We start from the raw sequence: 26,522 nt of genomic DNA on the forward strand, positions 1-26,522 counted from the left end.
AGATGTGTATAAGAGACAGGACCCGGTCTTACTGACCGCTGGCGGTCGAGGGCGAGGCAGGATTGGCTGCCGTGCTGTCCGTGGCCGGCGGCGTGGTGGAGGCGGTGCTGGCGGCGGGCGGGGTGGTTTCCGGCGCAGCAGCCGGCGCGGCAGCTGCGGTGGAAGCCGCCGACGGCGAAGCCGGCGTGGCGTTGTCATCGGACTTGTTGCAACCGGCAAGCAGGGCGGCGGCGGCAAAAGCCAGGGCGGTAATCGAAATAACCTTCATGATGCTGGGCTCCTCATTCGTTATGTATATATAGCGGATTCTTGCATCTTTGACGTTTTCCCGCGAAGACGGGCCCGTCTAGGGTGCGACCACAATTATGAAGCGTGGGTGTCCGGCGGCGCAGCGCAGAAGCGTTCGCAGACTTTTTCAGAATAATCGCGTTCCCCCGTCCGAGGCCAGTCCCTACCCTGTCATCCGGAAGTTGCTGTCGGCATCCCCGACCGGCAGCCTGACAAGGAGTGACATGCTTTGAAGACGCTCATCCCCACATCCCGCCCCTACCTCTCCGCTTTGGTTCTGGCCACGCTGTCCCCCGCCGCTGCGGCGGCCGATCCCCCTCTCAAGGTCGACGGCGAGGAGAAAACCCTTCCCTCCGGCTCGTACGACACCACCGGCGATTCCCGGGTCGGTCTCCTGGTGATCAATGGTGGCCGGGCTACAGGCAGCGGGATCGACATAACGACCACCGGCAGATATTCGCATGCCGCCGAGGTCTCCGGCGTCGCGAGCCAGGCCTCCCTCGCCAGCGGAACGTTGCACACGACGGAAAGCAGTGCCCGTGGCCTGTACGTGCACGGCGGGGCCAGTACATCCATGGAGAACGTCACCATCGTCACCGAGGGCGGCAGTGCCATCGGTGCATCCTTCAAGGGCCGGGACACGCGGGGCCAGTTTCGCGGCGGCCGAATAGAAACCACCGGGTACGCGGCCACCGGCATCCTCGCGGAGGATGGTGGCGCGTTTTCGCTCGACGACGGCGTCGCCATCCGAACGGCGGGTACCGCCGCCAAGGGGCTACAGATCAGTGGCGGCGGTGCCATAGAGGCCAGGGGGGCGAACATCCTGACGCTGGGCACCGGTAGTGACAGCCTGCACGTGGGCGCGGAGTCCTCCGTCACGCTCACCGATACGACGCTGGCAACGCAAGGCCGCGGAGCGCACGCAGCCCATGCCGACCGGGGCAGCGGTCTGGTCACCATCGGAGAACGGAGCAGGCTCATGACGAGCCATGCCGATGCCATTGGCTTGAACGTCCAGGATGGTGGCAGGGTGGTGGTTCGTCAGTCCCTCATCGAAACGCAGGGGTTCAATGCCCAGGGCGTGTACAACCGCGGGGCTGCCGTCGAATTGCAGGATGTCGATGTGGTCACGCACGGCAACGGGTCCTATGGTGTCATCGGCAAGGGAGGCGATTACCCGGGCAGGAGTCCGCAGATCGACCTGCGGGATACAGGCGTCATCACCCATGGCGCCTTCTCCTACGGTGCGGTGGCGTCCGGCGGGGGCAGGCTGGCGCTCTTCGATACGTCGGTGACTACCGCCGGCCGGAGCGCGCATGGGTCGGTCGCCAACGGCGGAGCACTACGCGCCCGCAATGCGACTGTTTCCACCACTGGCGAAAACGCATACGGCATCCTTGTCGAGAACGCAGGTAACCTGACGTTCACCGGCGGCACAGTGCACAGCACGCAGTTCGCCGCCCTCGGCCTCAACGATCCTGGCGCGATCCTCATCGGCGGCGGGGCGATCCTCCAGGGCGGCAATGGGGTCTTCGCCCAGGTGGACCCAAACTCCAGTAAGGACTTCACCGTCGTACTGGAGGACAAGGCGCATGGGGGCGGTGACATCCGCCTCGGCCGCGCATCCACGGCGAAGCAGGTGCTGCCACCGCCATCGATAGACCAGACCCGGCTTTCGCTCCTTATCCGTAGCGATGCGTCGTGGGCCGGCGCATCGGCGATCGTACGCAATCTCACATTGGAAAGCGGCGGTACATGGGTAGTCACCGGCGACAGCCAGGTCGGCACGCTTCGTAGCGATCACGGCATCGTGGCTTTCGCACCCGCTATACCCGGCACGTTCGCCACGCTCACCATCGCCGGCGACTACGACGGCGACGAAGGACTGTTCCGCATGCGTGGCAGGCTCGGCGACGACGATTCGCCGGCCGACCGCATCCACGTCATGGGCAGCACGTCGGGCAGGAGCTTTATCGCCGTCGAATCCATCGATGGGGCGGGTGCGAACACCGTTGAAGGCATTCCGCTGGTCAAGGTGGATGGACGATCCGAGGGCGTATTCGAATTGTCCGGCCGCGCCGTCGCGGGGGCGCACGACTATTTCCTGCACCAGGGTTCGATGAGCCAACCCGACGACGGAGGCTGGTACCTGCGCTCGTCGATGCCCGATCCCATCCTCGAACCCGAGGAAGGGAAAGAGCCGGGCGATCAGGTGGATCCGGTCGTACCGCCGCCTGTGCTCCGGCCGGAGATCGGCACCTACCGCGCCAACCAGACCGCCGCGCTCGACATGTTCCAGGGCGGCCCCGGGGCGGGCCGGGACGACGAGTCGGAGCGCTCGCACGGCAGCGCATGGGCGCGGTTCGAGCGTCGGCACACCGCATTCGACGTTGGCTCACAGGTGACCACCACTACGTCCACCAACGAACTCACCATCGGCAGCGACCTGCTGCAGGGCGGTGGCGACGTCGACAGCCACCTCGGCATCATGGCTGCGATGGGCCAATCGGACACCCGTGGCACGTCCCTGGTCAGCCGTTATTCGGCACGTGGCCGCGTCAAGGGCGCCGCGGCTGGCATCTACGGCGGCCTGCGCACGGCCGGCGGTACCTATCTGCGCGGATGGACCCAGTACGCGCACTTCAACCAGCGAGTGGAAGGCCAGGCGCTGGCCGGCGAACGCTACGGCAGCGGCGCGCTCACCACCAGCGTGGAAGCGGGACACCGTTGGCGCAGGGCGCTCAATCGCGACACCGACGTCTACCTCGAGCCGCAGGCGCAGCTCGTGGCCACCCGCTTACGCGGTGGCACGCATACCGAGGCCAACGGAACGCGCATCGCTCCCCAGCATGCCAGCGGCAGCACCGCGCGGCTGGGTCTGCGTGCCGCCTCGCGCTGGCAAACACCCGGCGGGCACGTGGCATCGCCGTATGTCGCGGGCAGCTGGCTGCGGCGGCTTGGCCGGCTGGATGCCACACGGTTCGACGATTCGTCGTTCACCAACGGCGTGCCGCGTAACGCCTATGCGCTGAAGCTTGGCCTCAGCGTCGTGCGCAACGACGGGTGGAGACTCTGGGGCGACGTCGAAACGCGATTCGGCGTGCAGCGCTATCGTCGCGTGGCCGGCACCGTCGGCGTCAGGAAAACCTGGTAACGAAAGCGAGGTATCGGAGTCTTGCCGCCGTCCCGGCGCAAGGCTCCGGATATCGAGCGCAAGAAATGCAACCTATCCGGCGAGTTCCGCGGCCTCCGGCCGGGCGCGTCGCGCGGTCACCGTGCTGCCGATGGACGCGAGCACGATGAAGCCGATGGCCAGCCACTGGAACGGCGTGAGCAGTTCTCCGAGCAACAGCATCGCCAGCAACGACGCCACCGCAGGCTCCAGGCTCACCATGATCCCGAAGGTCTCACTCGGCAGCCGCTTCATCGCCATCATTTCCAGCGACATGGGAATGGCGCTGGACACGATGGCCACGCCAAGGCCTGCGGCAAGGATGCCTGGATCGAGCAGCGCCGCACCCGCGTGCGCGACGCCGTAAGGCACCACCACCAGGCTGGCCGCCACGAGCCCCAGCGATACCGAATGGCCCGCGTGCAGGTGTCCTGCGCGCTTGCCGAACACGATGTACAAGGCCCAGCAGACGGCCGCGCCCAGCGCGAAGAGCACGCCTGTGAGGTCCAGTGTGCTGCCGTGGCCCAGCGGCAGGATCATTGCCAGCCCCGTTACCGCCGAAGCCAGCCAAACGAAGTCCACTGGGCGACGCGACGACCACATGGCCACCGCCAGCGGTCCACTGAACTCGATCGCCACGGCAATACCGAACGGGATGGTGCGCAAGGCGAGATAGAACAGCAGGTTCATCGTGCCCAACGTGAGCCCATAGCGCAGCACGGAGCCCGCATCCCTCCGGCTCAGCGGCCAACGCCACGGACGCCACAGCAGCACCAGAACGAGGGCGGAGAAGCCGACACGCAGGGCCGACGTTCCCTCGGCACCCACGAGCGGAAAGAGCTTCTTCGCGAACGAGGTGCCGATGCAAAGCGAGGTCACGGAGCCGAGGACGGCCAGCGCCGGTAACCAGGGGGTGGAGCGCGGGGATGTCATCGACAGGCTCGGGGCGGCAATGCTTAGATGGCGCACATAGTACACACGCCAATGGCCAGACCATGACCTCTCTTCCCGACTTCCGTCTGGAAACCTATTTCTCGCGCTGGGAATTCGCGGCGCGTTATCACCTGACGGCGTCCGATGCCCAGAGCATGAGCCTCGGGGACTTGCTGGCGCTCGCCACCCCGGCCGACCGGGAAGCCTTCGAATCGTTGCACCTGGGCTACACGCAGACCTACGGCGCGCCCGCACTGCGCGAGGCCGTCGCCGAAACCTACGAAAAGCGCGACGCGAGCGACGTGCTCTGCTTCGCGGGGGCGGAAGAAGGCATCTACATCGCCATGCGGGTACTGCTCGAGCCCGGCGACCATGCCGTGGTCGTCACCCCCAACTATCAGGCGGCGGAGACCGTGCCGCTGTCCATCTGCGAGGTGACCGGTGTCGCGCTCGACCCGGACGACGGGTGGTCGCTCGACATCGACAAGGTCGCGGCGGCGCTACGGCCGAACACGCGCGTGGTATCGATCAACTTCCCCCACAACCCCACGGGAAAGATCCTCGAACGCGACCGCTTCGATGCGCTGGTCGCCTTGTGCCGGCAGCACGGAATCTGGCTCTTCAGCGACGAGGTCTACCGCCCGCTGGGCGCATCCGGCACCGCGCACCTGCCCAACGTGGCGGACGTCTACGAACGAGGCATCTCGCTCAACGTGATGTCCAAGGCCTACGGCTTGCCCGGCTTGCGCATCGGCTGGATCGCCTGCGCGGATCGCGACCTGCTGCAACGCATGGAACGCTACAAGCATTACCTTTCGATCTGCAATGCGGCCCCGTCGGAGCAGCTCGCATTGATCGCGCTCAAGGCGCGCGAAACGATCCTGGGCCGGCACCGCGAGCGCATCGACCGCAACCTGGCGGTGCTGGACCGCTTCTTTGCGCGCTGGAGCGACCGTTTCGCATGGTATCGGCCGGATGGCGGCTGCATCGCCTACCCGCGTTACCTGGGCCGCGAAGGCGTGGACGCCTTCGCGGCCGATCTCGTCGAACAAGCAGGGGTGTTGCTGTTGCCGGCGTCGAACTATCGCTCGGCGCTCACCGATACGCCGGCGGACCGCTTCCGTATCGGCTTCGGACGTGCCGATTGCGAGGAAGCGGTTGCCGCGTTGGAAACGTACCTGGAACGGTGACCTCAGCGGCCGTCGTCGTTGTCGCCGTCGGCCATCAGCGCGTTGATCTGGCCTTTGTGAGCCTCGTAGAACGCCACGTTCTTCTGGTTCACCTTCGACTGGTCGACGTAGGCGGCCAACTGCGGATTCGACTTCGCCTCCGAAGCCATGGCTGCGTTGGTCACGGCCAGGTTGGCCAGCAGGAACTCGCGCGGCGTGAATCCGTATTTCTGAAGCAGCGGAGCGATGCGCGGGTCAGCGCCGGTCACCTGGTTGGCGAGATCGTCGAGCGAATGCACCTTCGAGAAATCGGTATCCGCGTTCTTGGGCTTGATGCCTTGTGCCTTCGCCTCCTGCGAGACCTTCACGATGCGGTTGAACACGTCGTCGTTGAGGTTGTAATCCTGGATCGCCTTCTTGTCCGATGCCGGAATCTGCGAGGCGGGGTTGGCGGCCTGCTGCGCGCTGGCGGCGACCGGCACGAGGGAAGCGGTGGCCAGCAAGGCGGCGAGTATGTAGCGAAACTTCACGGGCAACTCCTTCGTTGTCATGTCCGTGCTGGACGGTGGCACAGCATAAGCGGCGAATTGTTACGCATGTGTCTGCGTGGTCACGCTTTCTTCAGGAACACGAGGCACGTTCCAACCCATGGCATTATAGAAGTGATAACGCGCCACGCCGATGTATTCATGAATCGCGAAATCGGCGAACGAAAGGTTTTCCGACGTCGGCAGCCAGTCATAGCGGGGGCGCACATAGTCGCCGCGCACGGCATCGCCACGGATGCCGAAATGGGCGAAGTACAGGCTCGCTCGCTTGAGGTGCACGGCCGATGACACGAGCACCACCTTGTCGGCGCCATACGCGGCCAGCAACGGCCTGCTGAACTGCGCATTCTGGAACGTGTTCATGCTGCGTCCCTCCAGGGTCAAGTCCGCGCGAGGTACACCGAGCCGGTCGAGCGAGAGCGCATAGACATCCGCCTCGGACTGCTTGAGCCGCATGGCGTCGCCGCCGCTCACCTCCAGCTTGCAGTCGGCGCCACTTGCCTTGCACCCGTGGTACAGCTGCGCTGCCCGGAGGATGCGTCCGTTGGCGTAAAGGCTGGGTTCGATGGAGCCCGAATCGCCCCGCACCGTGCCTGCCCCCAGCAGGATGATCGCGTTGCGCTGGCCCCACCGTGCGACATCGGGGGGGAACCCGGCCTGCAGGTGATCCAGCAACAAGCCGGTCAGGGGGCCGCAACCGGCAAAGAACAGCCATGCCAGCGCAACGAGGGAGAAGCACCAGCCTGCGCGCGGCCGGCGGCGGGCGAGCAGGATGAGGCCGGTGGCCAGGAGGATGAGGAATAGCGTGATGGTCATGGGGCGCAGCCTAGCAAACCGCCATGGCCATCGTTCGGTTGCCTTCGCTAACGTGGGTGCAACGCCCGCTCGAGGCATTCGACCAGTTCGTCGCCGCTGTAGGGCTTGCCGAGGTAACAGAAGGCACCGGCGGCCATGACGCTGTCGCGCATGGCCTTGTCCGGGTATCCGGTGACAAACACCACGGGATACGTGCGGCCCTTTGCGATCAGGAGGCGATGCAGGTCCGTGCCGTCGATACCCGGCATGTGCACGTCGGTCACCAGGCAGTCGATGCCCTCGTCGCCGCCGTGGAGCAGGAACTCTTCGGCGGAGGCGAAGCTCCGTACGTCGTGCCCGAGCGACCGGACGAGACTGACTGTCGCCGCTCGCACAGCCTCGTCGTCGTCCACGATCGCCACGATCCTGTTAGCGGCCAATGTTACGTCCTCGCCCGGCACCTGCCTGACTCTGCCGCCCCTTACAGTGCGCCACGCCAGGGTGATTGGGAATCATACGGAAGTGTGCGGTCCCGGCGGCGCCCGGCTTTCAGGCGCGCCCGGCCAGGGCTTCCGCCTGTTTCACCAGCTCCGCCAGCGACTTCGCCCGCATCTTGCGCATGACGTTGCCCCGATGGATCTTCACGGTGATTTCCGACAAGCCAAGCAGCGCGCCCACCTGTTTGTTCATCAGGCCCGCCGTGACGTGGGCCATCACCTCGCGCTCGCGCGGCGTAAGTGACGCGTAGGCCGCGCGCAGGGTATCCAGCGCCACCGCGTTGCGCCGGTTGGCCGCATCCCGCTCGATGGCGGCGGCCACCGCGTCCAGCATGTCCTGGTCACGGAACGGTTTCGAAAGGAAGTCCAGCGCGCCCGCCTTCATCGCGCGCACCGACATCGGAATGTCCCCGTGCCCCGTCATGAAGATGATCGGCAGGCGATTGTTCATGGCCGCCAGCTGCGCCTGGAAGTCCAGCCCGCTCACACCGGGAAGGCGCACGTCGAGCACCAGGCAACCCGGCGCGTCCGCGTTGTCGCGCGCGAGGAAATCGGCCGCGGTGGCGAACGTCGCCACCTCCAGCCCCACCGAGCGGAACAACGAGGCCAGGGCCTCGCGTACCGAGGCGTCGTCGTCCACCACGCATACGATGGGCATGGGTTCCGTGCTGGCGGGGCTGGGGCGTGTCATGCGGGGGTCCGTTCCGTCACGGCGACGGGCAAGGTGAAGTGGAACGTTGCCCCACCGGGGCGGTTGGTGGCCCAGAGCCGTCCCCCATGCGATTCGATGGTGGAGCGGCAGATGGCAAGACCCATGCCCATGCCGTCGCAGCGCGTGGTGACGAAGGCGTCGAACAGATGCGGCGCGATGTGCTCGGGAATGCCGGTGCCGTTGTCCTCGACTTCCACCAGCAACCCATCCGACGGGTCGGCGCGGGCGCTTATGTGCAAGCGCCGTGCGTCTTCGACTTCTGACATGGCGCGGATCGCGTTGGTCATCAGGTTCAGCATCACCTGTTGCAGCTGCACGCGATCGCCGCGCGGCAGCGGCGCGTCGCGGTCGATGTCGATGCACAGCGAAATGCGATGCTGCGCCAGCTCACCGTCGAGCAGTTGCGCGCACTCCTCGATCAGTGCTTTCAGGTCGAAATGAAAATGCTGGCGGGGTTCCTTGCTGGCAAGGCTGCGCACGCGGTGCACCACTTCACTCGCGCGGCGCGCGTCGCGCACCAGGCGTTCAAGACCCTGGCATGCCTCGGCGAGATTGGGTTCGGGCCGCCGCAGCCAGCGGAGGCTGGCTTCGCCATGGGTCACGATGGCGGCCAGCGGCTGGTTCACCTCATGGGCGATGGACGCGCTCATTTCACCCAGCGCGGTGATCCGCGCCGCCTGGGCCAGTTCGGCCTGCACGGCGATGAGCGCGCGTTCCGCGCGCTTGCGGTCGGTGATATCGACGATGCTGACCAGCACGCGGTCGTACCGCGTGGGGCCCAGCGGCATGTTCAAGGCGAACAGCACGGTGAGGCGCTCGCCCCGAAGGTTGGTGAGCGTCGTCTCCCCTTCCGTCACCCCGCCGCTCTGCAGCGTGGCGAGCACACGCGCGAAAATACTCTGCGACGGCGCCAGCACGCGGGCCAGCGGCCCCAGCAGTTCTTCGCGGCGCGACGCACCGAGCATACGCACCGTGGCCTGGTTGACGTCGACGATCTGGGTAAGCCCCAACGCCTCGGTGACGAACTCCGGATGCGCGTCGACATAGGCCGCGAAATCCGTGATGCCCTCTTCCCGCAATGCCCGCACCCGGTCCATCACCAGGGAGTAATCCTGCTCCCAAAGCGAGAAGCGGGCATTCTCGAACATGCTGCGATAGCGGCGCTCGCTTTCCGCCAGCGCGGCGGCCGCCGCTCGCCGCCCCGTCACGTCGGTGCCCGCTTCCAGGATGACCCTGGGCTTGCCGTACTCGTCCCGCAGCAAGGCGCAGCGCGCCTCCACGATGACGATGCGGTCGTCGCGGCGGCGCTGGAACACCTCGCCTTCCCAGCGCCCGACACCGAAGAGTTCGGCCTGCGCCTCGGCGTGGTCGCCCGGGAATGCCGTGCCGAGCAGGTCGCTCGCCCGCCGACCCAGGGCCTCCTGCGCCGTCCAGCCGTAGAGCTGCTCCGCGCCGCCGTTCCAGAGCACGATCACGTCGTCCATGTCGCGGACGAAGATGGAGTCGTGGGTGAGCTCGATCAGCCGTGCCTGTCCCGCAATGGTGATCATGCGTTCCCGATTGCGCAGCGCCAGCACCCCGGTGGTGGCGATGGCGCCCAGGCTTACCGCGCAACGCAGGAACGAGGCATCCATGGCCGGCACACCGTGGCCGCGCGCGTACGCCACCGCCGTGAGGCCCATGCAGCCCACGGTGGCGCCGACGATCGCCCGGCGGCTTCCGCTGGCGGCCACGAGCAGCACGACTACGACATAGACCACCGCCACCGCGCTCTGCAACGGGGTAAAGGTGTCCACGACGAACACGCCCGTGGCCAGCACCGCACCCGCCCCCATCAGCAGCGCGGCCACGAGCCCCCGCGGGCGCGTGGCGGGCGCATAGGCCTGGCTCTGCAGGGGCCGGAATCGGGTCATCGAGGGCGCCGGATGGAATGTCTTGCAAGGATACGGCGCGGAGTGTCCCGGCTGTCCATGGCGCCCGTCTTGCACAGCGGTGATGGTTTTTGACCGTTACGGGGCGAACGCTGCAAGAAGTCCACACGATCGCGACTAACCCTTTGGTATGGAGCGTCCCGACCGAATGTAGAATTCAGCCCGCGTCGCCTCACGCATAGGCTCTCCACCATGGGCAGTCCCGCCCATAGCCGCCGCCGTGGAGCAGACGCAGATGCGCATCGAACTGAACGTCCCGAACGCCGGGCATGGCCTGCCGCCATTCGTCCTTCCTGCCGGGGAAGAAGAATCCAACGTCACCCGACTGCTGGAACAGGCCCTGACCGCGGCCGAAACCGATATCGCCACCACGCGTGCCTGCGTGGCCCGCGTGGCCGCCCTGCTGGAACGCGAGCCCGCCGTCGCCCGCACGCCTGCGCCACCCCGTCGCCGCGTGGGAGCGGGACTGGCACCGTGGCAGGCGCGGCGCGTGGCCGCGCATGTCGACGAGAACCTGGGGTACTCGATCACCATCGACCAGCTGGCCGCCATTGCGGGCCTGTCGAGCAGTTACTTCTGCCGCGCCTTCAAGGACAGCTTCGGCGATCCGCCGCACGCCTACATCATGCGCCGGCGCGTGGAACGGGCGCAGACGCTGATGCTCCAGACCCGCGAACCCCTTAGCCAGATCGCACTGGCCTGCGGTCTCTCCGACCAGGCGCACCTGTGCAACCTCTTCCGCCGCCTCGTGGGCCAGAGCCCCAGCCAGTGGCGGCGGTCCCGGTGGCAGGAGGCCTAACCGAACAGTTTGGTGGCGATTTCCGCGATGTGCCTGCCCTGGAAGCGCGCGCCGGCGAGTTCGTTCTCGCTGGGCTGCCGCGAACCGTCCGACGCCGCGATCGTCGTCGCGCCATAAGGACTGCCGCCGGTCACTTCGTCGAGCTTCATCTGGCCCTGGAAGGAATAGGGCAGCCCTACCGGGATGAGCCCCAGGTGGAGGAGGTTCGTGATGATCGAAAACAACGTCGTTTCCTGCCCGCCGTGCTGGGTGCCCGTGGAGGCGAAGGCGCCGCCCACCTTGCCGTTGAGCGCACCGCGCATCCATAGCGGGCCGGTCTGGTCGAGGAAGTTGGCCATCTGCGACGTCATCCGTCCGTAACGCGTCCCGGTGCCGATGATGATGGCATCGTAGCCGGGCAGATCGTCGACCTTCGCCACGGGCGCGGCCTGGTCGAGCTTGAAGTTCGATTGTCGCGCCACGTCTTCCGAAACCAGCTCGGGTACGCGCTTGATATCGACGGTGGCGCCCGTTTCCCGGGCACCTTCCGCCACGGCTTCCGCCATCTTTTCGATGTGGCCGTAAGCCGAGTAGTAGAGAACGAGGATCTTGGCCATGGAACGCGCTCCTCAGGGAAAGGGTCGTGGCAGGAGGGAACGTTACCGTCGCGGACATGTAGACCGCGTCTAGACGCAGCATCGCCAACGCACCGAGGTACTCGCATGTTTGCCAGCGTCGTACATATCCGCCCCACCGCCCGCATCGACGTTCTTCATCCCTGGGCCGCGCTGGTCCTCCACGAAGCGGCCCGGGTCGAGCCGGACGAAGCCGCCCGCATGGCCTGGTACCGCAACGATCCCATCGCCGCGCTGGGCCAGCAGACCGCCGAGTCGCTCGTGGCCTGCGGCCGGCACGACGAGGTTCTTGGTTTTCTTCGTCGCGCGGCCCGCGATCTCGGCCTGGAACCCGCGCGGGCATTCGCGGCATTCTGACGGCCACGGTAAAGTCGCCGGAACGGAAGCGCCGGGCCCACACGTGTCGATCGAAGAAGCCACCCTCCCCGACCGCGACGAGCGGCTTACCGCAGAACGTGCCTACGAGCTCTACTGGGCCGACCTGCTCCCGCGCGACGCCCACTTCGCGTGCGTCGGCACCGGCTGCTCGGCACCGCTGATCTGCGCGTGCCTCGACAAGCCCGAGCAGAACCTGCGGATACGCCCCTATTTCCGTTCGTACCGGCTGGAAGACCACGCCGCCACCTGCGAGGTCGCCCACGGCCGCAGCGAAACGAAGTCGGAAAAGCGACCGGACGTCTTCGAGGCCGAGCGTCCGGCCGGCCATTTCCGCAGCAGCGCCACACCTGCCGCCACACCGGCGGCGGCGAAACCGGCACGTCGCGTGCCCACCGCGCCCGCGGCCGGAGTGTCGCCGCGTGCCAGCCACTACTATCGGCTTTCTTCGCTGGTGCAGAAGTTCCTGGAGCATCGCCGGGACAAGGACCTGGCCGAGGCCACCGTCGAGATCGGCGGCGAAACCGTCACCTACGAAGCGCTGTTCCGCAATGTCTACCGGCAGAAGGTGGCCGACCTGCTCGGCACGCGGGCGGTGTGGTGGGGCACGGCCTCGCTCCGGGCCACCCGGGAAGGCGGTTACTACCTCCGCTTCTCGCGCCCCTTCCGACACGACGATGCCGAGCTGCGGCCGACCGTCACGATCACCGCCAAGGACATCGAGGCATATCCGGTTCGCAAGCTGCTGCGCGCCCGCCTCGACAAGCTCATCGCGGAAGCGGACGGCTACTGCGTGGCATTCGTCTGGGCGAAGCCGTGGATGCCCAAGGATGCCGACAAACCCTTCGTGCGCTTCTACGTGAACAACCTGGACCACATCGACGTGCGCGGCCCTGAAATCCTCGAGGAACTGAAGAACACGTCCCGCGTTGGCGCCTGAACCGCCTGACGCCAGGACCCCGACGCCTTTGCCTTGCGCACACGCCACACGGACCAGCATCGACCCATGTCGCCCAAACGCCGAAAACGCCTGCGCCTTCCCTTCGTGCGCCACCCGCGCGATGCCTCGCACGATTACGACGACGCCAGCTACGACGGCGGCGCCACCGGTGGTGCCTATCTTCGCCACATCGTCATCGTGGCGATCGTGCTCATCCTCGCGATCGCGGCGATCCATTGGCTGGCGCCGGACTGGCTGTAGGACCGGCGTCTAGGCCAGTTTGTAGACCCTCGCTTCCGAGGCGCGCAAAGGGCCTTCCGCGGCACCTGCATGGGTCGAGACCAGCAGGCTTCCCACCGGCTCCGGGACCGGCAGTGGCGCCGGTTCGTCGGTGAAATTCAGCACCACCACGGCACGTTCGCCCTCGTGCGAGCGCTCGTAGGCCAGCACGGCGTCGCTCGCTTCCAGCACACGGATATCGCCGCGGCTCAGCGATGGCATCTCGCGGCGCAACCGCAACAGTGCCTTGTACAGCGACAGCATCGAGCCGGGGTCGTCGGACTGTGTCGCCACATTGCATGTGTCGACGTCCTCGCCGATGCGCAGCCATGGCGTACCGCGCGTAAACCCCGCGCCTTCCCGCGAAAACCAGCGCATCGGCGTGCGCTGGGGATCGCGGCCGAGCCCCTTGTGCGGCTCGTTGAGTTCGAACGGATCGCGCACTTCGGCGAACGGAATGGGCACGTCGTGCATGCCGATCTCGTCCCCGTAATACAGGGTGGGCGTACCGCGCAGGGTGAGCAACAGCACCGCGGCCACACGTGCCTGGGCGGCCCCGACCCGTGAGGCGATACGCGGCTTGTCGTGGTTTCCCAGCACCCAGTTCGGCCATCCGCCCGGGGGCAATGCGGCTTCATAGCGGCGGATCAGGCCGGCAATGGTCGGCGCGTCCCAATCCGTGCCGATCAGCAGGAAGTTGAAAGGCAGGTGCGCCCCGGTCAGGTTCTCGCCGTAGTAGGCGACGATGCGTTCCAGCGGCAGGTAGATCTCGCCGATCAGCACGCGATCGGGAAACTCGTCCACGACCTCGCGCATCGCGGCCACGATGCCCTGGGTCTCGGGCAGGTCGGCGGTGTGCACCGGGAGGAACCGGTGCGCGTCGGCGTCGATGCCTTCCCGGAAGGTGGGATTGGGCGGGTTGTCGCGGAACGCCGCGTCCTTCATCACGTGGTAGATCACGTCCACGCGAAAGCCGTCCACGCCGCGGCGCATCCAGAATCGCATCGACTCGTACATGGCCTCGCGCAGTACCGGGTTGCGCCAGTTGAGGTCCGGCTGCCTGTCGAGGAAGAGGTGCAGGTAATACTGCGCGGTGGCCGGATCGAAGGTCCAGGCGCTGCCGCCGAAGTTAGACAGCCAGTTGTTGGGCGGACCGCCGTCCGGTGCCGGGTCACGCCAGATGTACCAGTCGCGGAAGACACTGTCCCGCGACCGGCGGCTCTCGCGGAACCACGGGTGCTCGTCGGAACTGTGGTTGGGCACGAAGTCGAGGATCACCTTCAGCCCGAGCGCGTGCGCATCGGCGATCAACGCGTCCATGCCGGCGATGTCGCCGAACAGCGGATCGATGCCGCGATAGTCGCTGACGTCATACCCGAAGTCCGCCATCGGCGACGGATAGATGGGCGAGATCCAGAGTGCGCTCACGCCGAGGTCGGCCAGGTAGCCAAGCTTCGAACGGATGCCGGCCAGATCGCCGATGCCGTCGCCGTTCGCATCGGCGAACGAGCGGGGGTACACCTGATACACGACGCCGTCGCGCCACCACGAACCTTCCGACACAAATCCTCCATTGCCGCCAGCACCCATCGCCGCTGAAGCGGCTCCCACACAGAGCCTCGCTGGCAGGGCGTGTACGAAATGCCTTCACAACCTTTCGCTTAGCCTTCGATGCTTCGACAGCGCCAGGCCTTCGTCATGATCAACGACCTCTGGTACAAGAACGCGATCGTCTACTGCCTCTCCGTCGGAACCTTCCAGGACTCCAACGGCGACGGCGTCGGCGATTTCCAGGGGCTGGGCCGGCGGCTGGACTACCTGCAGGGCCTCGGCGTCACGGCCCTGTGGCTCATGCCGTTCCAGACCTCGCCCGGCAAGGACGGCGGCTACGACATTGCCGACTATTACAACGTCGACCCGCGCTACGGCACCCTGGGCGACTTCGTGGAATTCACCCATGCCGCCAAGCAGCGGGGCATGCGCGTGATGATCGACCTGGTGGTGAACCATACCTCGGACCGCCACCCCTGGTTCCGTGAAGCGTGTCGCGATCCGTCCTCGAAGTACCGCGACTGGTACGTCTGGTCGAAGACGCGGCCCGCAAACGCGGACGAAGGCCTGGTCTTCCCCGGGGTACAGAAGAGCACCTGGTCGTACGAGAAGACCGCGAAGGCGTGGTACTTCCATCGTTTCTACCAGTTCCAGCCGGATCTCAATACCTCCAATCCGTATGTGCAGGCGGAAATCCTGAAGATCATGGGTTTCTGGACCCAGCTCGGTGTTTCCGGTTTCCGCATGGATGCGGTGCCGTTCGTCATCGCGACCAAGGGCGCCGACGTCACGAAGCCGAAGGAACAGTTCGACATGCTGCGCGGTTTCCGCGAACTGCTGCAATGGCGCCAGGGCGACGCCGTGATCCTCGCCGAGGCGAACGTGCTGCCGCGCGACGACATGGAGTATTTCGGGTCGGACGGCGACCGCCTGCAGATGATGTTCAACTTCCAGGTGAACCAGCACCTCTTCCACGCGCTGGCGTCCGGCGACGCACGGTCGCTCGCGGGTGCACTCCGGAAGACCCGGCCCCGTCCGGCCACGGCGCAGTGGGCGCAGTTCCTGCGCAACCACGACGAACTCGACCTTGGCCGCCTCACCCCCACGCAGCGTGAGCGGGTGTTCGCGGAATTCGGTCCGGACAAGGAGATGCAGCTCTACGATCGCGGCATCCGGCGACGCCTCGCTCCGATGTTGCGCAACGACCGCCGGCGCCTCGAACTCGCGTACAGCCTCCTCTTCACGTTGCCCGGCACACCCGTGTTGCGTTACGGCGACGAGATCGGCATGGGTGACGACCTGTCCCTGCCCGAGCGGGAGTGCGCACGCACGCCGATGCAATGGTCGACCGAGCCCTACGGCGGGTTCACCCGGGTACGCCGCGGGGGAAAAACGGTGATCTCCGACGGCCCGTTTGGCTTCGCGCACGTCAACGTGGCCCAGCAGCGCCGCGACCCGGGCTCGCTCCTGAACTGGATGGAGCGGGTCATCCGCATGCGGAAGGAGATCCCCGAGGTGTCCTGGGGCGACTTCGAGGTGCTGCCCCTCGACGACAACGCTGTGCTGATGCTGCGCTACACATGGCGGGGCAATGCCGTGCTGTTCCTGCACAACCTGTCCGATGCGCCCATCGAGGCCGACTTCGCCGGCCCCGCCCAGCTCACCAACGTGTTGTCGGAAGACCACAGCCACCCCGACGAGCGGGGCCGCCACCAGGTCATGCTGGAGCCCTACGGCTACCGTTGGTTCCGCGAGGGCGGCCTGGGCTACGTGCTGGAAAGGGAAGAGGTTGACGGGATCTGACAACGGACCGCCCGGATACCTCTTATGGGGGTAGGTGCCGATCCTTGCATGCGCAATGCTTCAATCCTCCTCCGATACCTCGAAAGGATCGGCCCCATGTATCGCGCCGAACCCGTTTGCAGCATCCGCCTGGCCGACTTGCCCACGGTCATCGTCGACCTCGCCCAGCGCTCCGCCGCCATCGACCGCGGTGACCGCCGGGGAAGCACCACCCTCGTGGAAGACCTGCGGGGACGGGCGCAGCTGACCGAGATCGCCCTCGACGGGGCGGGCGACGACTTGCTCCTTGTCTACCGGGCCGCCTGCGCGGCCGATGCCGAGGGGGCGGGGGCCATCCTGTTCCGCCGCCAGGCCGAAGGCGAATTGGGTACGGGCCACCCGCCCGCCGTACGGACGCTGGCCCAGGTGCTGTTCGACAGCCTCCGCGCCGACTCGCCGAATACCCCGTTGCTCGCCCACGTCGCCCTGGCCCTCCGTGCCCTGCTCGGAAACCCGGCATCGCGCGACGATGGCGCCACGCCACGTGGCGGACTTGCCACCTGGCAGGAGCGCCGGGCCATCGCCTTCATGGACGAGCGGCTCGACCAGTCCTTCCCTGTGTCCGCCGTGGCCGAGGCCTGTGGCCTCTCGGTCAACCATTTTTCCCGCGCCTTCCGGCGCAGCATGGGCAAGCCACCGCACCGCTGGCTGCTGGACCGGCGCATCGAGCGCGCGCGCGAACTCCTTCGCGACACCACCCTCTCGCTGGCCGATATCGCCCTGGCTTGCGGATTTGCCGAACAAAGCCACTTTACGCGCGTCTTTACCCGTACCGTCGGCATGCCGCCGGGAGCCTGGCGACGCGCGGCGGACTGAGCATGGCCAACGACGAGAACACAGCTTCCACCCTCGGACTGGGGCGCGACCTCATGCTGGCCGGATCCCGCCTGCGCGATGCCGTCGGGCGCCGCGCCCAGCGCGAATTCGGGCTCACGGCGTTGCAGAGCGACATGCTGCTCCTGCTCGCCCTGCGCGGCAGCATGATCTCCACCGAGCTGGCGACCGCCTGCGGCGTCAACGCCAGTACCGTCACCCATGCCGTGGATGCCGGCATCGAGCGCGGCCTCATGCTGCGCGAGCGCAATGAGGACGATCGCCGCCTGGTCGACATCGTGCTTACGCCGGCCGGCAAGCGCATGGCCGAACGTGTGCGCGCCTTGCTGGCGGACCTGGCGCGAACGGCGCTGGAAGGCGTGGACCAGCCGGCGCTGCTCGCCGACAGCCTGGCCCAGGTCACGCGCAACCTGGAAAAAGGCCAGCTTCCCTAGGCGGTGCGGCGGCCAAAGATGAGGTGGAGCCCGAACAGGGCGAACACCGCGCCCGCCCCGCCGTCGATCCAGCGGCTGGCGCGCACGTAGCCGCGCCGCATGGCCGGCATCGCGAAGATGCCCGCCACCACCGAGAACCACAGCAACGTCTCCACCGTGACCATCGCCCACAGGCCCCAGCGCGCGGGGCCGGACATGCCGTCGCCCACGAAGGCGGAAAAGATCGAGGCGAAGTACACCGCCGCCTTGGGATTGGCGAGGTTGGTCGCAAGGCCCTTGAGGAGGGCGCGCCGCGGGCTCGAGCCCCGTACGTCCACCACCGGCACGGCGGCATCCGGCTTCGCCTTCCAGGAGGCGCGCAGCATCTGGAAACCCATCCAGCACAGGTAGGCGCCGCCGGCGACCGCGATGCCGCGCTCCAGCCACGCCAGCCGATGCAGGAGGATATGCAGGCCCAGCAGCGCCAGGGCAGCCCACACCGCCACGCCCAGGGCGATGCCGACCACCCCCGCGAAGGCCTCACGCCGCGAGCGGCTGGCGGCGAGCTGGGAAACGAAGAAGAAATCGGGGCCGGGCGTGACCAGCGCGACGATCTGGACGATGGCGATGGTGAGGAAGAGGTTCATTGGGCGAGCGTAGTACCTGGGACGTGGCGGCGGAAGTCGCCAGCCCCTGCCCAATCCGGAACACCTATTCCGCAACGCGCCTTGCCCACGGCGCACTCCTCCCGTAACCTCGCGTTTTTAAAAGTGGTCACGGGGCTGCCCCCGACCTTCCAAGGGGTAAGTCACGATGCTGGGTCTGCTGGGCCACGTTCTCTTTGGCCTGTTCGGTTTGGTGGTGCTTGTCGCCATCGCCTTCTGTTTCTCCAACAACAAGCGCGTGGTCGACTGGAAGCTGGTCGCCACCGGCGTGGCCCTGCAGATCGTCTTTGCCGCCATCGTGCTGAAGGTGCCGCTGGGCCGCGATGTGTTCGACGCCATCGCCACCGGCTTCGTGCGTCTGCTCGACTACGTGGACGTCGGCTCGCGCTTCATCTTCGGCAGCCTGCTCGACAGCGAAAAGTTCGGCGTGATCTTCGCCGTGAAGGTGCTGCCCACCATCGTCTTCTTCGCCGCGCTCACGGGGGTGCTCTACCACCTCGGCGTGATGCAGCAGATCGTGAAGGGCATGGCCTGGGTGATCACCAAGGTGATGCGCGTGTCGGGCGCCGAAACCACCAGCGTGTGCGCCAGCGTGTTCATCGGCCAGACCGAGGCGCCGCTCACCATCAAGCCCTACATCGAGCGCATGACCCAGGCCGAGCTCATGACCGTGATGATCGGCGGCATGGCGCATATCGCCGGTTCGGTGATGGCCGCCTACGTGGCCATGCTCGGTGGCGACGATCCGGTGCAGCGCATGTTCTACGCGAAGCACCTGCTCACGGCGAGCGTCATGGCCGCGCCGGCTACGATGGTGCTGGCCAAGATCCTCGTACCGGAAACGCAGGAACCGCTCACCCGCGGCACCGTGAAGATCGAGGTGGAGAAGACCACGGCCAACGTGATCGACGCCGCCGCCACCGGCGCGGGCGACGGCCTGAAGCTGGCCATGAACGTCGGCGCGATGCTGCTGGCCTTCATCGCGCTCATCGCCCTCATCAACGGTCCGGTGCAGTGGGCCGGCACGATCGGCGGCGAGCACAGCCTCAATGCATGGCTTTCGGCCAGCACAGGTCACCCGGTGGCGTTAAGCCTCGAGACCATCTTCGGCTGGGTCCTGGCCCCCGTGGCCTGGCTCATCGGCGTGCCCTGGCAGGACGCCACCCTCGTGGGCAGCTTCATCGGCCAGAAGGTGGTGATCAACGAGTTCGTGGCGTATGCCGACCTCGCCCGCCACCTCGACGACCTGCTGCCGCAGAGCCGCCTCATCGCTACGTACGCCTTGTGCGGCTTCGCCAACTTCTCGTCCATCGCCATCCAGATCGGCGGCATCGGCGGCCTTGCGCCGAACCGTCGCGGCGACCTTGCCCGTCTCGGCCTGCGCGCCGTGCTGGGCGGTTCCATCGCCACGTTCATGACGGCGACCATCGCCGGCGTGCTCGAGCAGTTCTGAGGCATGGCCGGCGTCCGCCTGCTGGTCGTCGGCGGCTATAGCGAGGAAGAGCGTTGGCGCACGCCGCGCCTTCCGAAGGCAGGCGAGCCCGCCTACGCCGACGATTTCGAACGGATGCCGGGTGGGAAGGCCTTCCATCAGGCGGTGGCCGCCGCCCATGCGGGCGTGGCGACGGGGCTCGTCGCCGCGATTGGCGACGACACCATCGACCCCTCCGGTCTGCCGGCCAACGTCGCCGCGCGGTGGCAGGTCGTTTCCGGTGTGCGCACGGGCCGCACGGCCCTCGTGGTGGACGCGAAGGGGCAGACGCTTTCGGTGCTCTCTTCCGGTGCCAACGCGCACCTGGATGCCGACTTCATCGCTGCCCAGTCCGACTTGTTCGACAGCGCGAAGGTGCTCCTCGCATCCACCGAGGCGAACATCGACGCCGTGGCGGCCACACTGGAACTGGCGGGCACGAAGCGCCTGCTCCGTGTGCTCGACCCCGGCCCGCTGCCGCCGGATCTTTCCGTGCGCGAATTCACCAGCACCGACGTGCTGTTGCTCGACGTGCACGAGTTCGCGCGCGTGTGCGGCCGCTTCCTCTCCATCGACATCACCGCGCAGGCTGTGACCGGCATGGACGATACGACAATCAACGCGCTCGCCCGGCGGTTATGCGCCGGCACCGTCGTCGTGTCGCTCGATCGCAGCTGCCTCGTCTCGCATGGCAGCGACCGCCACGGCGACGCGGCCGATCTCTACCGCGTACCCACCTGTGGCGCGGGCGATGTGTTCAAGGGCACGCTCGCGGCGCGACTGGTGGATGCGGCCTGCTTCCGCGACGCGTTACTGGCCGCCTGTTCGGCGTCTGGCTGACCCGCGCTTTGTGTGGGAGCCGCTTCAGCGGCGATGGAGCTCGCGACAGGCTTGCCCGCTGCCGCGGGATCGCCGCTGAAGCGGCTCCCACAATTCCTCGCATGCCGGCGCTCAGGGCTCGAGCTTGATCTGGTATACGGCATCCCAGCGCTTGCCCGTCACGAACAACCGGTCGTGCGCCGCGTCGTACGCGATGCCGTTGAGCACGTCGTCGGCCGGGTCCTCCACGTGCTGCATGGCGGCCAGGTTGCCCAGGTCGATCCATCCGACCACGTGGCCGTTCGACGGATCGATGCGGGCGATGCGCGAGGTTTGCCACATGTTCGCGTAGATCCGCCATTACCTAACGCTCATGAAAGCTTTCACTGACCTCTGCCCGCAAGGGATCCAATAGGTACTCGAGTGCCGTCCGCTTGCCAGTCTTTATATCGAGAGTTACCGCCATACCGGGGCTTAGCGCGACGCTATCTCCATCGATGTTCATGGTTGACTGATCTAGTTTTATTCGCGCAGGAAAAACCAGCCCTTGTTTCTCATCGGAAACCGCATCATGAGACACAGACAAGACACGTCCATTCAGATGCCCGTATCGCGTGTATGGATAACTCTGCACCTTGACGACTACAAGCTGTCCTGGACGGACAAAACCGATATCTTGGTTAAGAACCGTTGCCTCTACTTCGAGCGAATCGCTCTCTGGGACTATGGACATGATCGGGTCGGCGGACTTAACCACACCGCCAGCGGTATGAACGGCTAGCTGCTGCACCGTGCCATCGACAGGCGACACCAGGTGCATGGCAGAACCTCTCTCTGCAGCTCTCGCAACCTCCGCACGTAGCTGGCTCACCTGCTCAAGCGCTTGCCGTCTCTCATCAAGCAGCTGCTCCCGAGTATCGCTGACCGCGGTCACCAAAGCTTGGCGCGCGACCTCGGCCCCTGAAACAAACTCGTGAGCCTTATCTTCAAGCGACCGCAAATCGCGTTGGGCACTTATCCGTTCTTGCTCCCTCGTAAGGTAATCCTGACGCGAGACGTAGTTCTTATCCAGCAAACGGCGATAGTCGGCTACCCTAGCTACTGCGATCCTAGCGTATTCCCGGGTCGGCGCTATGCCCTCCTGAGTCGTCCTAAGCTCGGCCTCTTTCTGTGCGACCGTTGCACGCAAACCGGCAACCTTGCGATGAAACGCCTCGAACTGGCTGGCGGCAAGATCAAGCGCGCCCATCAATTCCTTTTGCGACACCCCGTCCGGAGCCGCAAATTGTGGGGGAATATCACCATCCAACGCGTCGGCGGTAGCCGAAGCCCGAACTGCATTGAGCTCTTGTGCCAACAGCGCCCGCCGAGCCTTCTCAGCGTCTGATGCAACTCCAACACCATCAAGCTCCACCAGTGCCTGACCCGTCGTTACACGCTGTCCATCCGTGACTAGAATCTCCCGCACGATAGCGGTCTCGACAGACTGTATAACCTTCGTTCTCCCGCCCGGCACGACCTTGCCAGACGCAGTCGCCACGATGTCGAGATCACCAAAGTAAGCCCAGGCGATAGCAACCACTGTCAATATCGAAATCAGATACAACGCCACCTGCGGAGCGGGGGATACCGGGCTCTCGACGAGTTCCACGACGGCGGGCTGAAAAGCTAATTCGTCAGCATCTCTACGCAGAGGCTCCATGGAAGCCCGCTGAGTCCAAGAAATCCGAAATGCAAGAATATACCTACGGATAATATCTACGATGGCGAGTGCTTCAAGCCTCATCCTTTAGCCCTGTTGAAGACTGTGAAGCCGCGAGAAAGCGCCTTGGGGATTCGACAATAGTTCCTCTGACGTACCCGATTCAGCAACCCTACCCTTCTCTAGGACGACTATGCGGTCAGCGTGCCTCACGGTTGAAAGCCGATGGGCAATGATCAGAACCGTTCGACCTCGGCAGATCGCCCTCATGTTGTCCGTGATGACTCGCTCCGACTCGTAATCCAATGCGCTCGTTGCTTCATCGAAAATCAATATCCTGGGGTTCGTGATGAGGGCACGGGCGATGGCTATGCGCTGACGCTGCCCTCCGGAAAGACTTGCGCCGTTCTCACTGACCAAAGTGTCGTAGCCCTCGGGAAAGTCGACGATGAAATCGTGAGCTCCGGCCAGCTTCGCTGCCTGGACAACGCGGTCCATTGGAAGGCCAGGGTCTGAGACAGCAATGTTCTCCCTGATCGTCCTGTTGAAAAGAAAGTTTTCCTGCAACACCACGCCGAGTTGTCGCCTGAGCCAAGCAGGGTCGGTTACCGATAAATCGAAGCCATCGACAAGTATTCGCCCCTTCTCCGGGACATAGAGTCTCTGGATCAGCCGCGTCAAGGTACTTTTTCCGGACCCAGATCGTCCGACAATGCCGACGATCTCGCCGGGTCTAATACTCAAATCGAAGTCTTCGATGGCAAGCTTGGCATCAGGTCGGTAGCGGAACGAAATGCCCTCCAACGATATGCCACCGATGATCGGAGGCATCGATGCATGACTTCGAACCAACTCCACCTTCGCATTCAGAACGTCTCCCAGGCGCGTCACTGAGATTCCAACCTGCTGGAAATCCTGCCATAGCTGCGCAATGCGGACGATAGGCCCTGCGACCTGCCCTGCCAGCATGTTAAAAGCTACAAGCTGGCCGACGCTCAGTTCGCCCGATACCACCAATCGCGCGCCAAAGTACACGATCGCTACACTTACTGCCTTCTGAAGGAACTGCACACCCTGCTGGCCAACATTAACCAACCTAGCGACCTTAAATCCTGAGGAAACGCTCGCCGCCAGCTGGTTGTCCCATGTCCTCGTAACTCTTGGTTCCAGGGCGAGTGATTTGATCGTGCCAATACCCGAGATGCTCTCGATGAGGAAAGCCTGGGCATCTGCCCCCCTCGCGAACTTCTCATTCAGTCGCCTACGAAGCAAAGGACTAATCATTGCCGACCATATCCCGTAAGCAGGCAGCGATGCGGCGACCAGCAGGGTCAGCCATCCGCTATAAATCGCCATCACAAACAAGAAAACGAAGGTGAACGACAAATCAAGAACGGATGTCAGGGTCTGCCCCGTCAGGAAATTCCTCACATTATCCAGTTCTCGAACTCTAGACGTTGTATCGCCCACTCTCCTCGCGTCGAACCAAGCAACCGGCAAGGCCATCATATGCCGAAACAGCTGGGCGCCAAGTTCAACGTCGATTCTGCTGGTTGTATGCGAGAACACAAACGTCCGAAGCCAAGCCAGGCTCACGCTGAAAACGGTAACGACGATAGAGCGAACGTTATTACGTTAAGCGTTGACATTGCATGGCTTGTTAGGACCTTGTCCATGATCACTTGAAAGAACAGGGGACTTCCAAGGCCGAGAAGTTGAAGCACAATTGAGACGAGGACAGTTTCGGCAAGGACCTTCCTGTACTTTACAATCGAGGGCACGAACCACGTGAAGTCGAATCTCTGAAGCTCGCTTCTTGCGGATGCACGTGATGCCACTAGGAAAAGCCGTCCCTCGTATCGCGAGGCAAACTCCTCAGCAGGCAACTTCATCTGTCGCCTTTCACGAATATCGTGAATGAGGGTCGCTCCATCGCTTTCGATCCTGGCTATGAGGAACGCTTCACCATCCCTCCGCATCGCCATCGCCGGCAAAGCGGAGCGTGCCACACGCTTAGGAGCCGCATCAACAATCTTCGCCTTCAGACCGAGCCCTTTCGCCGCTCGCAAGAGGCTAACTTCGTCAATGCGAAAGCTTGCCAAGCCAAGGGAATGCCTGAGCTGGAATGGATCGGCTGCAATTCCATGATAGTGCGCCAGAACAACCAACCCCTCCAGCACAAGATCCCGCCCGATCGCTCCATCTTCCGGAGGACGGGTCGTCTCTTCACCCGGATGGTTATCGTTGATATCTACCGTGCCCACATCGACAGTCACTCTGCCCCCTTCACCATTGCTCTTCCCTCGCCCCTTGACTCACCCGTCAAGATGTAGCGGTGGCGTCTTCGATTAGCTGTCGCTGCCTTGGCAAGCAGACCGATCTCAGATCGTATTTCCGAAGTACGGTATTCCGTGCATTTTTACGGAGTACTTCCATTTGCTCGCGATTCTCACAAGCACGATCGACCGCTTCTACAATCTCTTCTATAGAGAAAAAATCGACGAGCAACCCGTTGTCGCCATCATTAATCACTTCCTCTACTGGTTGCGTGCGAGAACCAATGACTAGGCAACCAACCGACATCGCCTCAAGCATCGACCACGAGAGAACGAACGGATAGGTTAAATAGATGTGCGCCGTGGATATCTGGAGAATCTTCAGAAACGTCGGATAGGGAACCTTCCCTACGAAATGCACCCTACTCAGATCGATGCGGCTACCCACTTCGGCGAGCATCACTTCACGCCATGTGCCCTTAGCCGGTCTGCGTCCGTAAGAGACACCGTCGCCACCCACGATCACGACATGCAGATCAGGCCTTCCATCTAGAAGGTCTGGAAGCGCCCGAGTGAACGTGTGAAATCCCCGATACGGCTCCAAGTTGCGACTAACGTAGGTGACCACCTCATCGTTCGCAGTTAGCCTTATTCCCTTGTTCGGGAACTCGATGAATGCCTCGGGATCGGGGCGCAGCAAGTCGGTGTCGACGCCGTCATGAACCACGTCAATCTTGGCCTTGTAACTCTCCGGAAAGACCGACCTTTGCCAGTGCATCGGCGCAACGCCGATATCGGCATTTTCGAGACTCATTAGGTGATGAAGGTTTCGTACCCGGAGTCTAAGTACGTCTTCTGCTGTATTCGGATACTCGGGATCGAAACTGAAATCCTGCCCTACCGTGTTGTAGTAGAATTCGCAGAAATGAATAAGTCTGGCCTTTGGAAACACATCCTTTAGGAACAGCGTCTCGCCCCACCCCGGATGGGCATAGACCACATCGGGAACGAATCCAGCTCGCTTCAGTCTGACCAGGACATCTAGAACGGCACGTCCCCTGCGAACTGCCGCCTCGGTGACTCGAAGCATGGGAGTTACCTCGGACCCGCTCATTCCATCGAGCGAATATCCAAGAAGGCGCACACCCGGAATAGGCCCCCGAAAATTTTCAGCCAGCCGGCGTAATTCGCCGATCCCCACAACGTCACAGTCTCTTCTCGCCCCGTAGTAAGCGAGCAGATGCTTGTACTGACCGGGAAGGTTCTGATGAATGAATAGAAGTTGCACAGAGTTGCCACCAAAAGAATTTGACAGGATCTGTCATCCCGCCAACAGGATATCCATCTGCTTAGGCAGGCACTCCGATAACCTGTAAGCCGCAGATATCGACGTGACGGCGGCGGCCCCTAGCCTGCCAGTGTAATCAGCGAGCGCATCGCACACGGAGTCAGCGATCTCCGATGGAGAGAAGAAATTCACCAGATGTCCGTTCTTTCCATCCTCGATGATCTCCTCGACCGGGGCGGTACGAGACGCGATGATATTAGCTCCCACGGCCATCGCCTCAAGCAGCGACCAAGAAGCTACAAATGGATAAGTCAGGTAGACGTGCGCCCGCGATATCTGCAGTATTTTCACGTAAAGAGCGTAAGGGACTCGGCCGAGGAAGCGGACTCTCGAGGAATCGAAACGACCCTGCAACTCCTTCAGCATGTGCTGACGATAGCTCTCGCCGTTTGACAGCGGCCTACTATATGAAACCTCGTCTCCACCGACGACAAGGACCTGCGCGTCCGGCACCCTCGAGAGAATCATCGGCAATGACCGCATGAAGGTATGAAAGCCTCTATACGGCTCCAAGTTCCTGCTGACGTAAGTTACAATGGGCGTTCGACG

General features: G+C 64.4%; 24 protein-coding genes and 2 pseudogenes. 11 read left to right on the forward strand and 15 right to left on the reverse strand.

Features of this window, described 5'->3' with window-relative positions:
- Nucleotides 1–28 precede the first annotated feature (28 nt).
- Complete coding sequence (locus ACPYOD_RS11065; RefSeq protein WP_481301792.1) at nt 29–268, reverse strand: hypothetical protein; 240 nt, start codon at nt 266–268, stop codon at nt 29–31.
- 249 nt (nt 269–517) lie between these two features.
- Between ACPYOD_RS11065 and ACPYOD_RS11070 the strand changes: the two genes are divergently transcribed.
- Entirely contained in the window at nt 518–3,442 is a 2,925-nt protein-coding gene (locus ACPYOD_RS11070) for an autotransporter family protein (protein WP_481301793.1), read from the forward strand.
- A gap of 72 nt (nt 3,443–3,514) precedes the next feature.
- Here the strand turns inward: ACPYOD_RS11070 and ACPYOD_RS11075 are convergent, their stop codons facing one another.
- The gene (locus ACPYOD_RS11075) at nt 3,515–4,393 is read right to left on the reverse strand and encodes an EamA family transporter (protein WP_481301794.1); all 879 of its coding nucleotides are present in this window, start codon (nt 4,391–4,393) and stop codon (nt 3,515–3,517) included.
- Between the two features lie 62 nt (nt 4,394–4,455).
- Here ACPYOD_RS11075 and ACPYOD_RS11080 point away from each other — a divergent pair, with 62 nt between their 5' ends.
- On the forward strand, nt 4,456–5,583 hold the full coding sequence (locus ACPYOD_RS11080) for an aminotransferase class I/II-fold pyridoxal phosphate-dependent enzyme (RefSeq protein ID WP_481301795.1): 1,128 nt from the start codon (nt 4,456–4,458) through the stop codon (nt 5,581–5,583).
- Nucleotides 5,584–5,585: 2 nt separating this feature from the next.
- On the opposite strand, the gene ACPYOD_RS11085 is transcribed toward ACPYOD_RS11080, so the two are convergent.
- From ACPYOD_RS11085 to ACPYOD_RS11105, 5 genes are all read right to left on the reverse strand, one after another.
- The gene (locus ACPYOD_RS11085) at nt 5,586–6,092 is read right to left on the reverse strand and encodes a hypothetical protein (RefSeq protein WP_481301796.1); all 507 of its coding nucleotides are present in this window, start codon (nt 6,090–6,092) and stop codon (nt 5,586–5,588) included.
- A gap of 60 nt (nt 6,093–6,152) precedes the next feature.
- The gene (locus tag ACPYOD_RS11090) at nt 6,153–6,926 is read right to left on the reverse strand and encodes a YdcF family protein (protein WP_481301797.1); all 774 of its coding nucleotides are present in this window, start codon (nt 6,924–6,926) and stop codon (nt 6,153–6,155) included.
- Between the two features lie 47 nt (nt 6,927–6,973).
- Nucleotides 6,974–7,345, reverse strand: a complete 372-nt coding sequence (locus tag ACPYOD_RS11095; RefSeq protein WP_481301798.1) for a response regulator transcription factor — start codon at nt 7,343–7,345, stop codon at nt 6,974–6,976.
- A gap of 109 nt (nt 7,346–7,454) precedes the next feature.
- Complete coding sequence (locus ACPYOD_RS11100; protein ID WP_481301799.1) at nt 7,455–8,093, reverse strand: response regulator transcription factor; 639 nt, start codon at nt 8,091–8,093, stop codon at nt 7,455–7,457.
- Complete coding sequence (locus ACPYOD_RS11105; protein ID WP_481301800.1) at nt 8,090–10,027, reverse strand: PAS domain-containing sensor histidine kinase; 1,938 nt, start codon at nt 10,025–10,027, stop codon at nt 8,090–8,092. The genes ACPYOD_RS11100 and ACPYOD_RS11105 overlap by 4 nt, the downstream gene beginning before the upstream one ends.
- A 253-nt stretch (nt 10,028–10,280) precedes the next feature.
- On the opposite strand from ACPYOD_RS11105, the gene ACPYOD_RS11110 reads away from it, so the two are divergent.
- Nucleotides 10,281–10,844 (forward strand): helix-turn-helix domain-containing protein, encoded by a 564-nt coding sequence (locus tag ACPYOD_RS11110; RefSeq protein ID WP_481301801.1) that lies wholly within the window; start codon nt 10,281–10,283, stop codon nt 10,842–10,844.
- Here ACPYOD_RS11110 and wrbA read toward each other — a convergent pair.
- Nucleotides 10,841–11,440 carry an NAD(P)H:quinone oxidoreductase gene (gene wrbA, locus ACPYOD_RS11115; RefSeq protein ID WP_481301802.1) on the reverse strand — a complete coding sequence of 200 codons (600 nt, stop codon included), beginning with the start codon at nt 11,438–11,440 and terminating at the stop codon, nt 10,841–10,843. The genes ACPYOD_RS11110 and wrbA overlap by 4 nt on opposite strands.
- A gap of 105 nt (nt 11,441–11,545) precedes the next feature.
- Between wrbA and ACPYOD_RS11120 the strand changes: the two genes are divergently transcribed.
- From ACPYOD_RS11120 to ACPYOD_RS11130, 3 genes are all read left to right on the forward strand, one after another.
- Nucleotides 11,546–11,815, forward strand: coding sequence for a hypothetical protein (locus ACPYOD_RS11120; protein ID WP_481301803.1), 270 nt, complete (start codon nt 11,546–11,548; stop codon nt 11,813–11,815).
- Nucleotides 11,816–11,858: 43 nt separating this feature from the next.
- Complete coding sequence (locus tag ACPYOD_RS11125; RefSeq protein ID WP_481301804.1) at nt 11,859–12,773, forward strand: hypothetical protein; 915 nt, start codon at nt 11,859–11,861, stop codon at nt 12,771–12,773.
- Nucleotides 12,774–12,839: 66 nt separating this feature from the next.
- Entirely contained in the window at nt 12,840–13,034 is a 195-nt protein-coding gene (locus ACPYOD_RS11130; protein ID WP_481301805.1) for a hypothetical protein, read from the forward strand.
- A gap of 9 nt (nt 13,035–13,043) precedes the next feature.
- Here the strand turns inward: ACPYOD_RS11130 and ACPYOD_RS11135 are convergent, their stop codons facing one another.
- Nucleotides 13,044–14,615, reverse strand: coding sequence for an alpha-amylase family glycosyl hydrolase (locus tag ACPYOD_RS11135; RefSeq protein ID WP_481301806.1), 1,572 nt, complete (start codon nt 14,613–14,615; stop codon nt 13,044–13,046).
- 135 nt (nt 14,616–14,750) lie between these two features.
- On the opposite strand from ACPYOD_RS11135, the gene ACPYOD_RS11140 reads away from it, so the two are divergent.
- From ACPYOD_RS11140 to ACPYOD_RS11150, 3 genes are all read left to right on the forward strand, one after another.
- On the forward strand, nt 14,751–16,406 hold the full coding sequence (locus tag ACPYOD_RS11140; protein ID WP_481301807.1) for an alpha-amylase family protein: 1,656 nt from the start codon (nt 14,751–14,753) through the stop codon (nt 16,404–16,406).
- 96 nt (nt 16,407–16,502) lie between these two features.
- The gene (locus ACPYOD_RS11145) at nt 16,503–17,261 is read left to right on the forward strand and encodes a helix-turn-helix domain-containing protein (protein ID WP_481301808.1); all 759 of its coding nucleotides are present in this window, start codon (nt 16,503–16,505) and stop codon (nt 17,259–17,261) included.
- Nucleotides 17,262–17,263: 2 nt separating this feature from the next.
- Nucleotides 17,264–17,713 (forward strand): MarR family winged helix-turn-helix transcriptional regulator, encoded by a 450-nt coding sequence (locus ACPYOD_RS11150; protein WP_481301809.1) that lies wholly within the window; start codon nt 17,264–17,266, stop codon nt 17,711–17,713.
- On the opposite strand, the gene ACPYOD_RS11155 is transcribed toward ACPYOD_RS11150, so the two are convergent.
- Nucleotides 17,710–18,339, reverse strand: a complete 630-nt coding sequence (locus tag ACPYOD_RS11155; RefSeq protein WP_481301810.1) for a homoserine/threonine efflux transporter — start codon at nt 18,337–18,339, stop codon at nt 17,710–17,712. The genes ACPYOD_RS11150 and ACPYOD_RS11155 overlap by 4 nt on opposite strands.
- Nucleotides 18,340–18,505: 166 nt before the next feature.
- On the opposite strand from ACPYOD_RS11155, the gene ACPYOD_RS11160 reads away from it, so the two are divergent.
- Both ACPYOD_RS11160 and ACPYOD_RS11165 read left to right on the forward strand, forming a co-directional pair.
- Nucleotides 18,506–19,810 (forward strand): NupC/NupG family nucleoside CNT transporter, encoded by a 1,305-nt coding sequence (locus ACPYOD_RS11160; RefSeq protein ID WP_481301811.1) that lies wholly within the window; start codon nt 18,506–18,508, stop codon nt 19,808–19,810.
- 3 nt (nt 19,811–19,813) lie between these two features.
- Entirely contained in the window at nt 19,814–20,668 is an 855-nt protein-coding gene (locus tag ACPYOD_RS11165) for a PfkB family carbohydrate kinase (protein WP_481301812.1), read from the forward strand.
- Nucleotides 20,669–20,779: 111 nt separating this feature from the next.
- Here ACPYOD_RS11165 and ACPYOD_RS11170 read toward each other — a convergent pair whose 3' ends face one another.
- The 5 genes and pseudogenes from ACPYOD_RS11170 to ACPYOD_RS11190 form a co-directional block, all read right to left on the reverse strand.
- Nucleotides 20,780–20,989: a glutaminyl-peptide cyclotransferase gene (locus tag ACPYOD_RS11170; RefSeq protein ID WP_481301813.1), complete on the reverse strand. Its 210-nt coding sequence runs from the start codon at nt 20,987–20,989 to the stop codon at nt 20,780–20,782.
- A gap of 22 nt (nt 20,990–21,011) precedes the next feature.
- Complete coding sequence (locus tag ACPYOD_RS11175) at nt 21,012–22,433, reverse strand: HlyD family type I secretion periplasmic adaptor subunit (protein ID WP_481301814.1); 1,422 nt, start codon at nt 22,431–22,433, stop codon at nt 21,012–21,014.
- Between the two features lie 3 nt (nt 22,434–22,436).
- Nucleotides 22,437–24,544 (reverse strand): annotated as a pseudogene (locus tag ACPYOD_RS11180) (type I secretion system permease/ATPase).
- A gap of 127 nt (nt 24,545–24,671) precedes the next feature.
- Nucleotides 24,672–25,913, reverse strand: a complete 1,242-nt coding sequence (locus tag ACPYOD_RS11185; protein ID WP_481301815.1) for a glycosyltransferase family 4 protein — start codon at nt 25,911–25,913, stop codon at nt 24,672–24,674.
- Between the two features lie 33 nt (nt 25,914–25,946).
- Nucleotides 25,947–26,513, reverse strand: a pseudogene (locus ACPYOD_RS11190) (glycosyltransferase); the annotation flags it as partial.
- Nucleotides 26,514–26,522: the final 9 nt, after the last annotated feature.

The sequence above is a fragment of the Luteibacter sp. HAY1-4A genome, assembly GCF_056755355.1.

Excerpts from the sequence above, each read along its gene's own strand:
- ACPYOD_RS11170 (WP_481301813.1), bottom strand. The coding sequence starts at position 20,989 with ATGTGGCAAACCTCGCGCATCGCCCGCATCGATCCGTCGAACGGCCAC.
- ACPYOD_RS11150 (WP_481301809.1), top strand. The coding sequence starts at position 17,264 with ATGGCCAACGACGAGAACACAGCTTCCACCCTCGGACTGGGGCGCGAC.
- ACPYOD_RS11140 (WP_481301807.1), top strand. The coding sequence starts at position 14,751 with ATGATCAACGACCTCTGGTACAAGAACGCGATCGTCTACTGCCTCTCC.
- ACPYOD_RS11090 (WP_481301797.1), bottom strand. The coding sequence starts at position 6,926 with ATGACCATCACGCTATTCCTCATCCTCCTGGCCACCGGCCTCATCCTG.
- ACPYOD_RS11160 (WP_481301811.1), top strand. The coding sequence starts at position 18,506 with ATGCTGGGTCTGCTGGGCCACGTTCTCTTTGGCCTGTTCGGTTTGGTG.
- ACPYOD_RS11080 (WP_481301795.1), top strand. The coding sequence starts at position 4,456 with ATGACCTCTCTTCCCGACTTCCGTCTGGAAACCTATTTCTCGCGCTGG.
- ACPYOD_RS11175 (WP_481301814.1), bottom strand. The coding sequence starts at position 22,433 with ATGAGGCTTGAAGCACTCGCCATCGTAGATATTATCCGTAGGTATATT.
- ACPYOD_RS11105 (WP_481301800.1), bottom strand. The coding sequence starts at position 10,027 with ATGACCCGATTCCGGCCCCTGCAGAGCCAGGCCTATGCGCCCGCCACG.
- ACPYOD_RS11155 (WP_481301810.1), bottom strand. The coding sequence starts at position 18,339 with ATGAACCTCTTCCTCACCATCGCCATCGTCCAGATCGTCGCGCTGGTC.
- ACPYOD_RS11100 (WP_481301799.1), bottom strand. The coding sequence starts at position 8,093 with ATGACACGCCCCAGCCCCGCCAGCACGGAACCCATGCCCATCGTATGC.
- wrbA (WP_481301802.1), bottom strand. The coding sequence starts at position 11,440 with ATGGCCAAGATCCTCGTTCTCTACTACTCGGCTTACGGCCACATCGAA.
- ACPYOD_RS11145 (WP_481301808.1), top strand. The coding sequence starts at position 16,503 with ATGTATCGCGCCGAACCCGTTTGCAGCATCCGCCTGGCCGACTTGCCC.
- ACPYOD_RS11110 (WP_481301801.1), top strand. The coding sequence starts at position 10,281 with ATGCGCATCGAACTGAACGTCCCGAACGCCGGGCATGGCCTGCCGCCA.
- ACPYOD_RS11130 (WP_481301805.1), top strand. The coding sequence starts at position 12,840 with ATGTCGCCCAAACGCCGAAAACGCCTGCGCCTTCCCTTCGTGCGCCAC.
- ACPYOD_RS11165 (WP_481301812.1), top strand. The coding sequence starts at position 19,814 with ATGGCCGGCGTCCGCCTGCTGGTCGTCGGCGGCTATAGCGAGGAAGAG.
- ACPYOD_RS11120 (WP_481301803.1), top strand. The coding sequence starts at position 11,546 with ATGTTTGCCAGCGTCGTACATATCCGCCCCACCGCCCGCATCGACGTT.
- ACPYOD_RS11065 (WP_481301792.1), bottom strand. The coding sequence starts at position 268 with ATGAAGGTTATTTCGATTACCGCCCTGGCTTTTGCCGCCGCCGCCCTG.
- ACPYOD_RS11075 (WP_481301794.1), bottom strand. The coding sequence starts at position 4,393 with ATGACATCCCCGCGCTCCACCCCCTGGTTACCGGCGCTGGCCGTCCTC.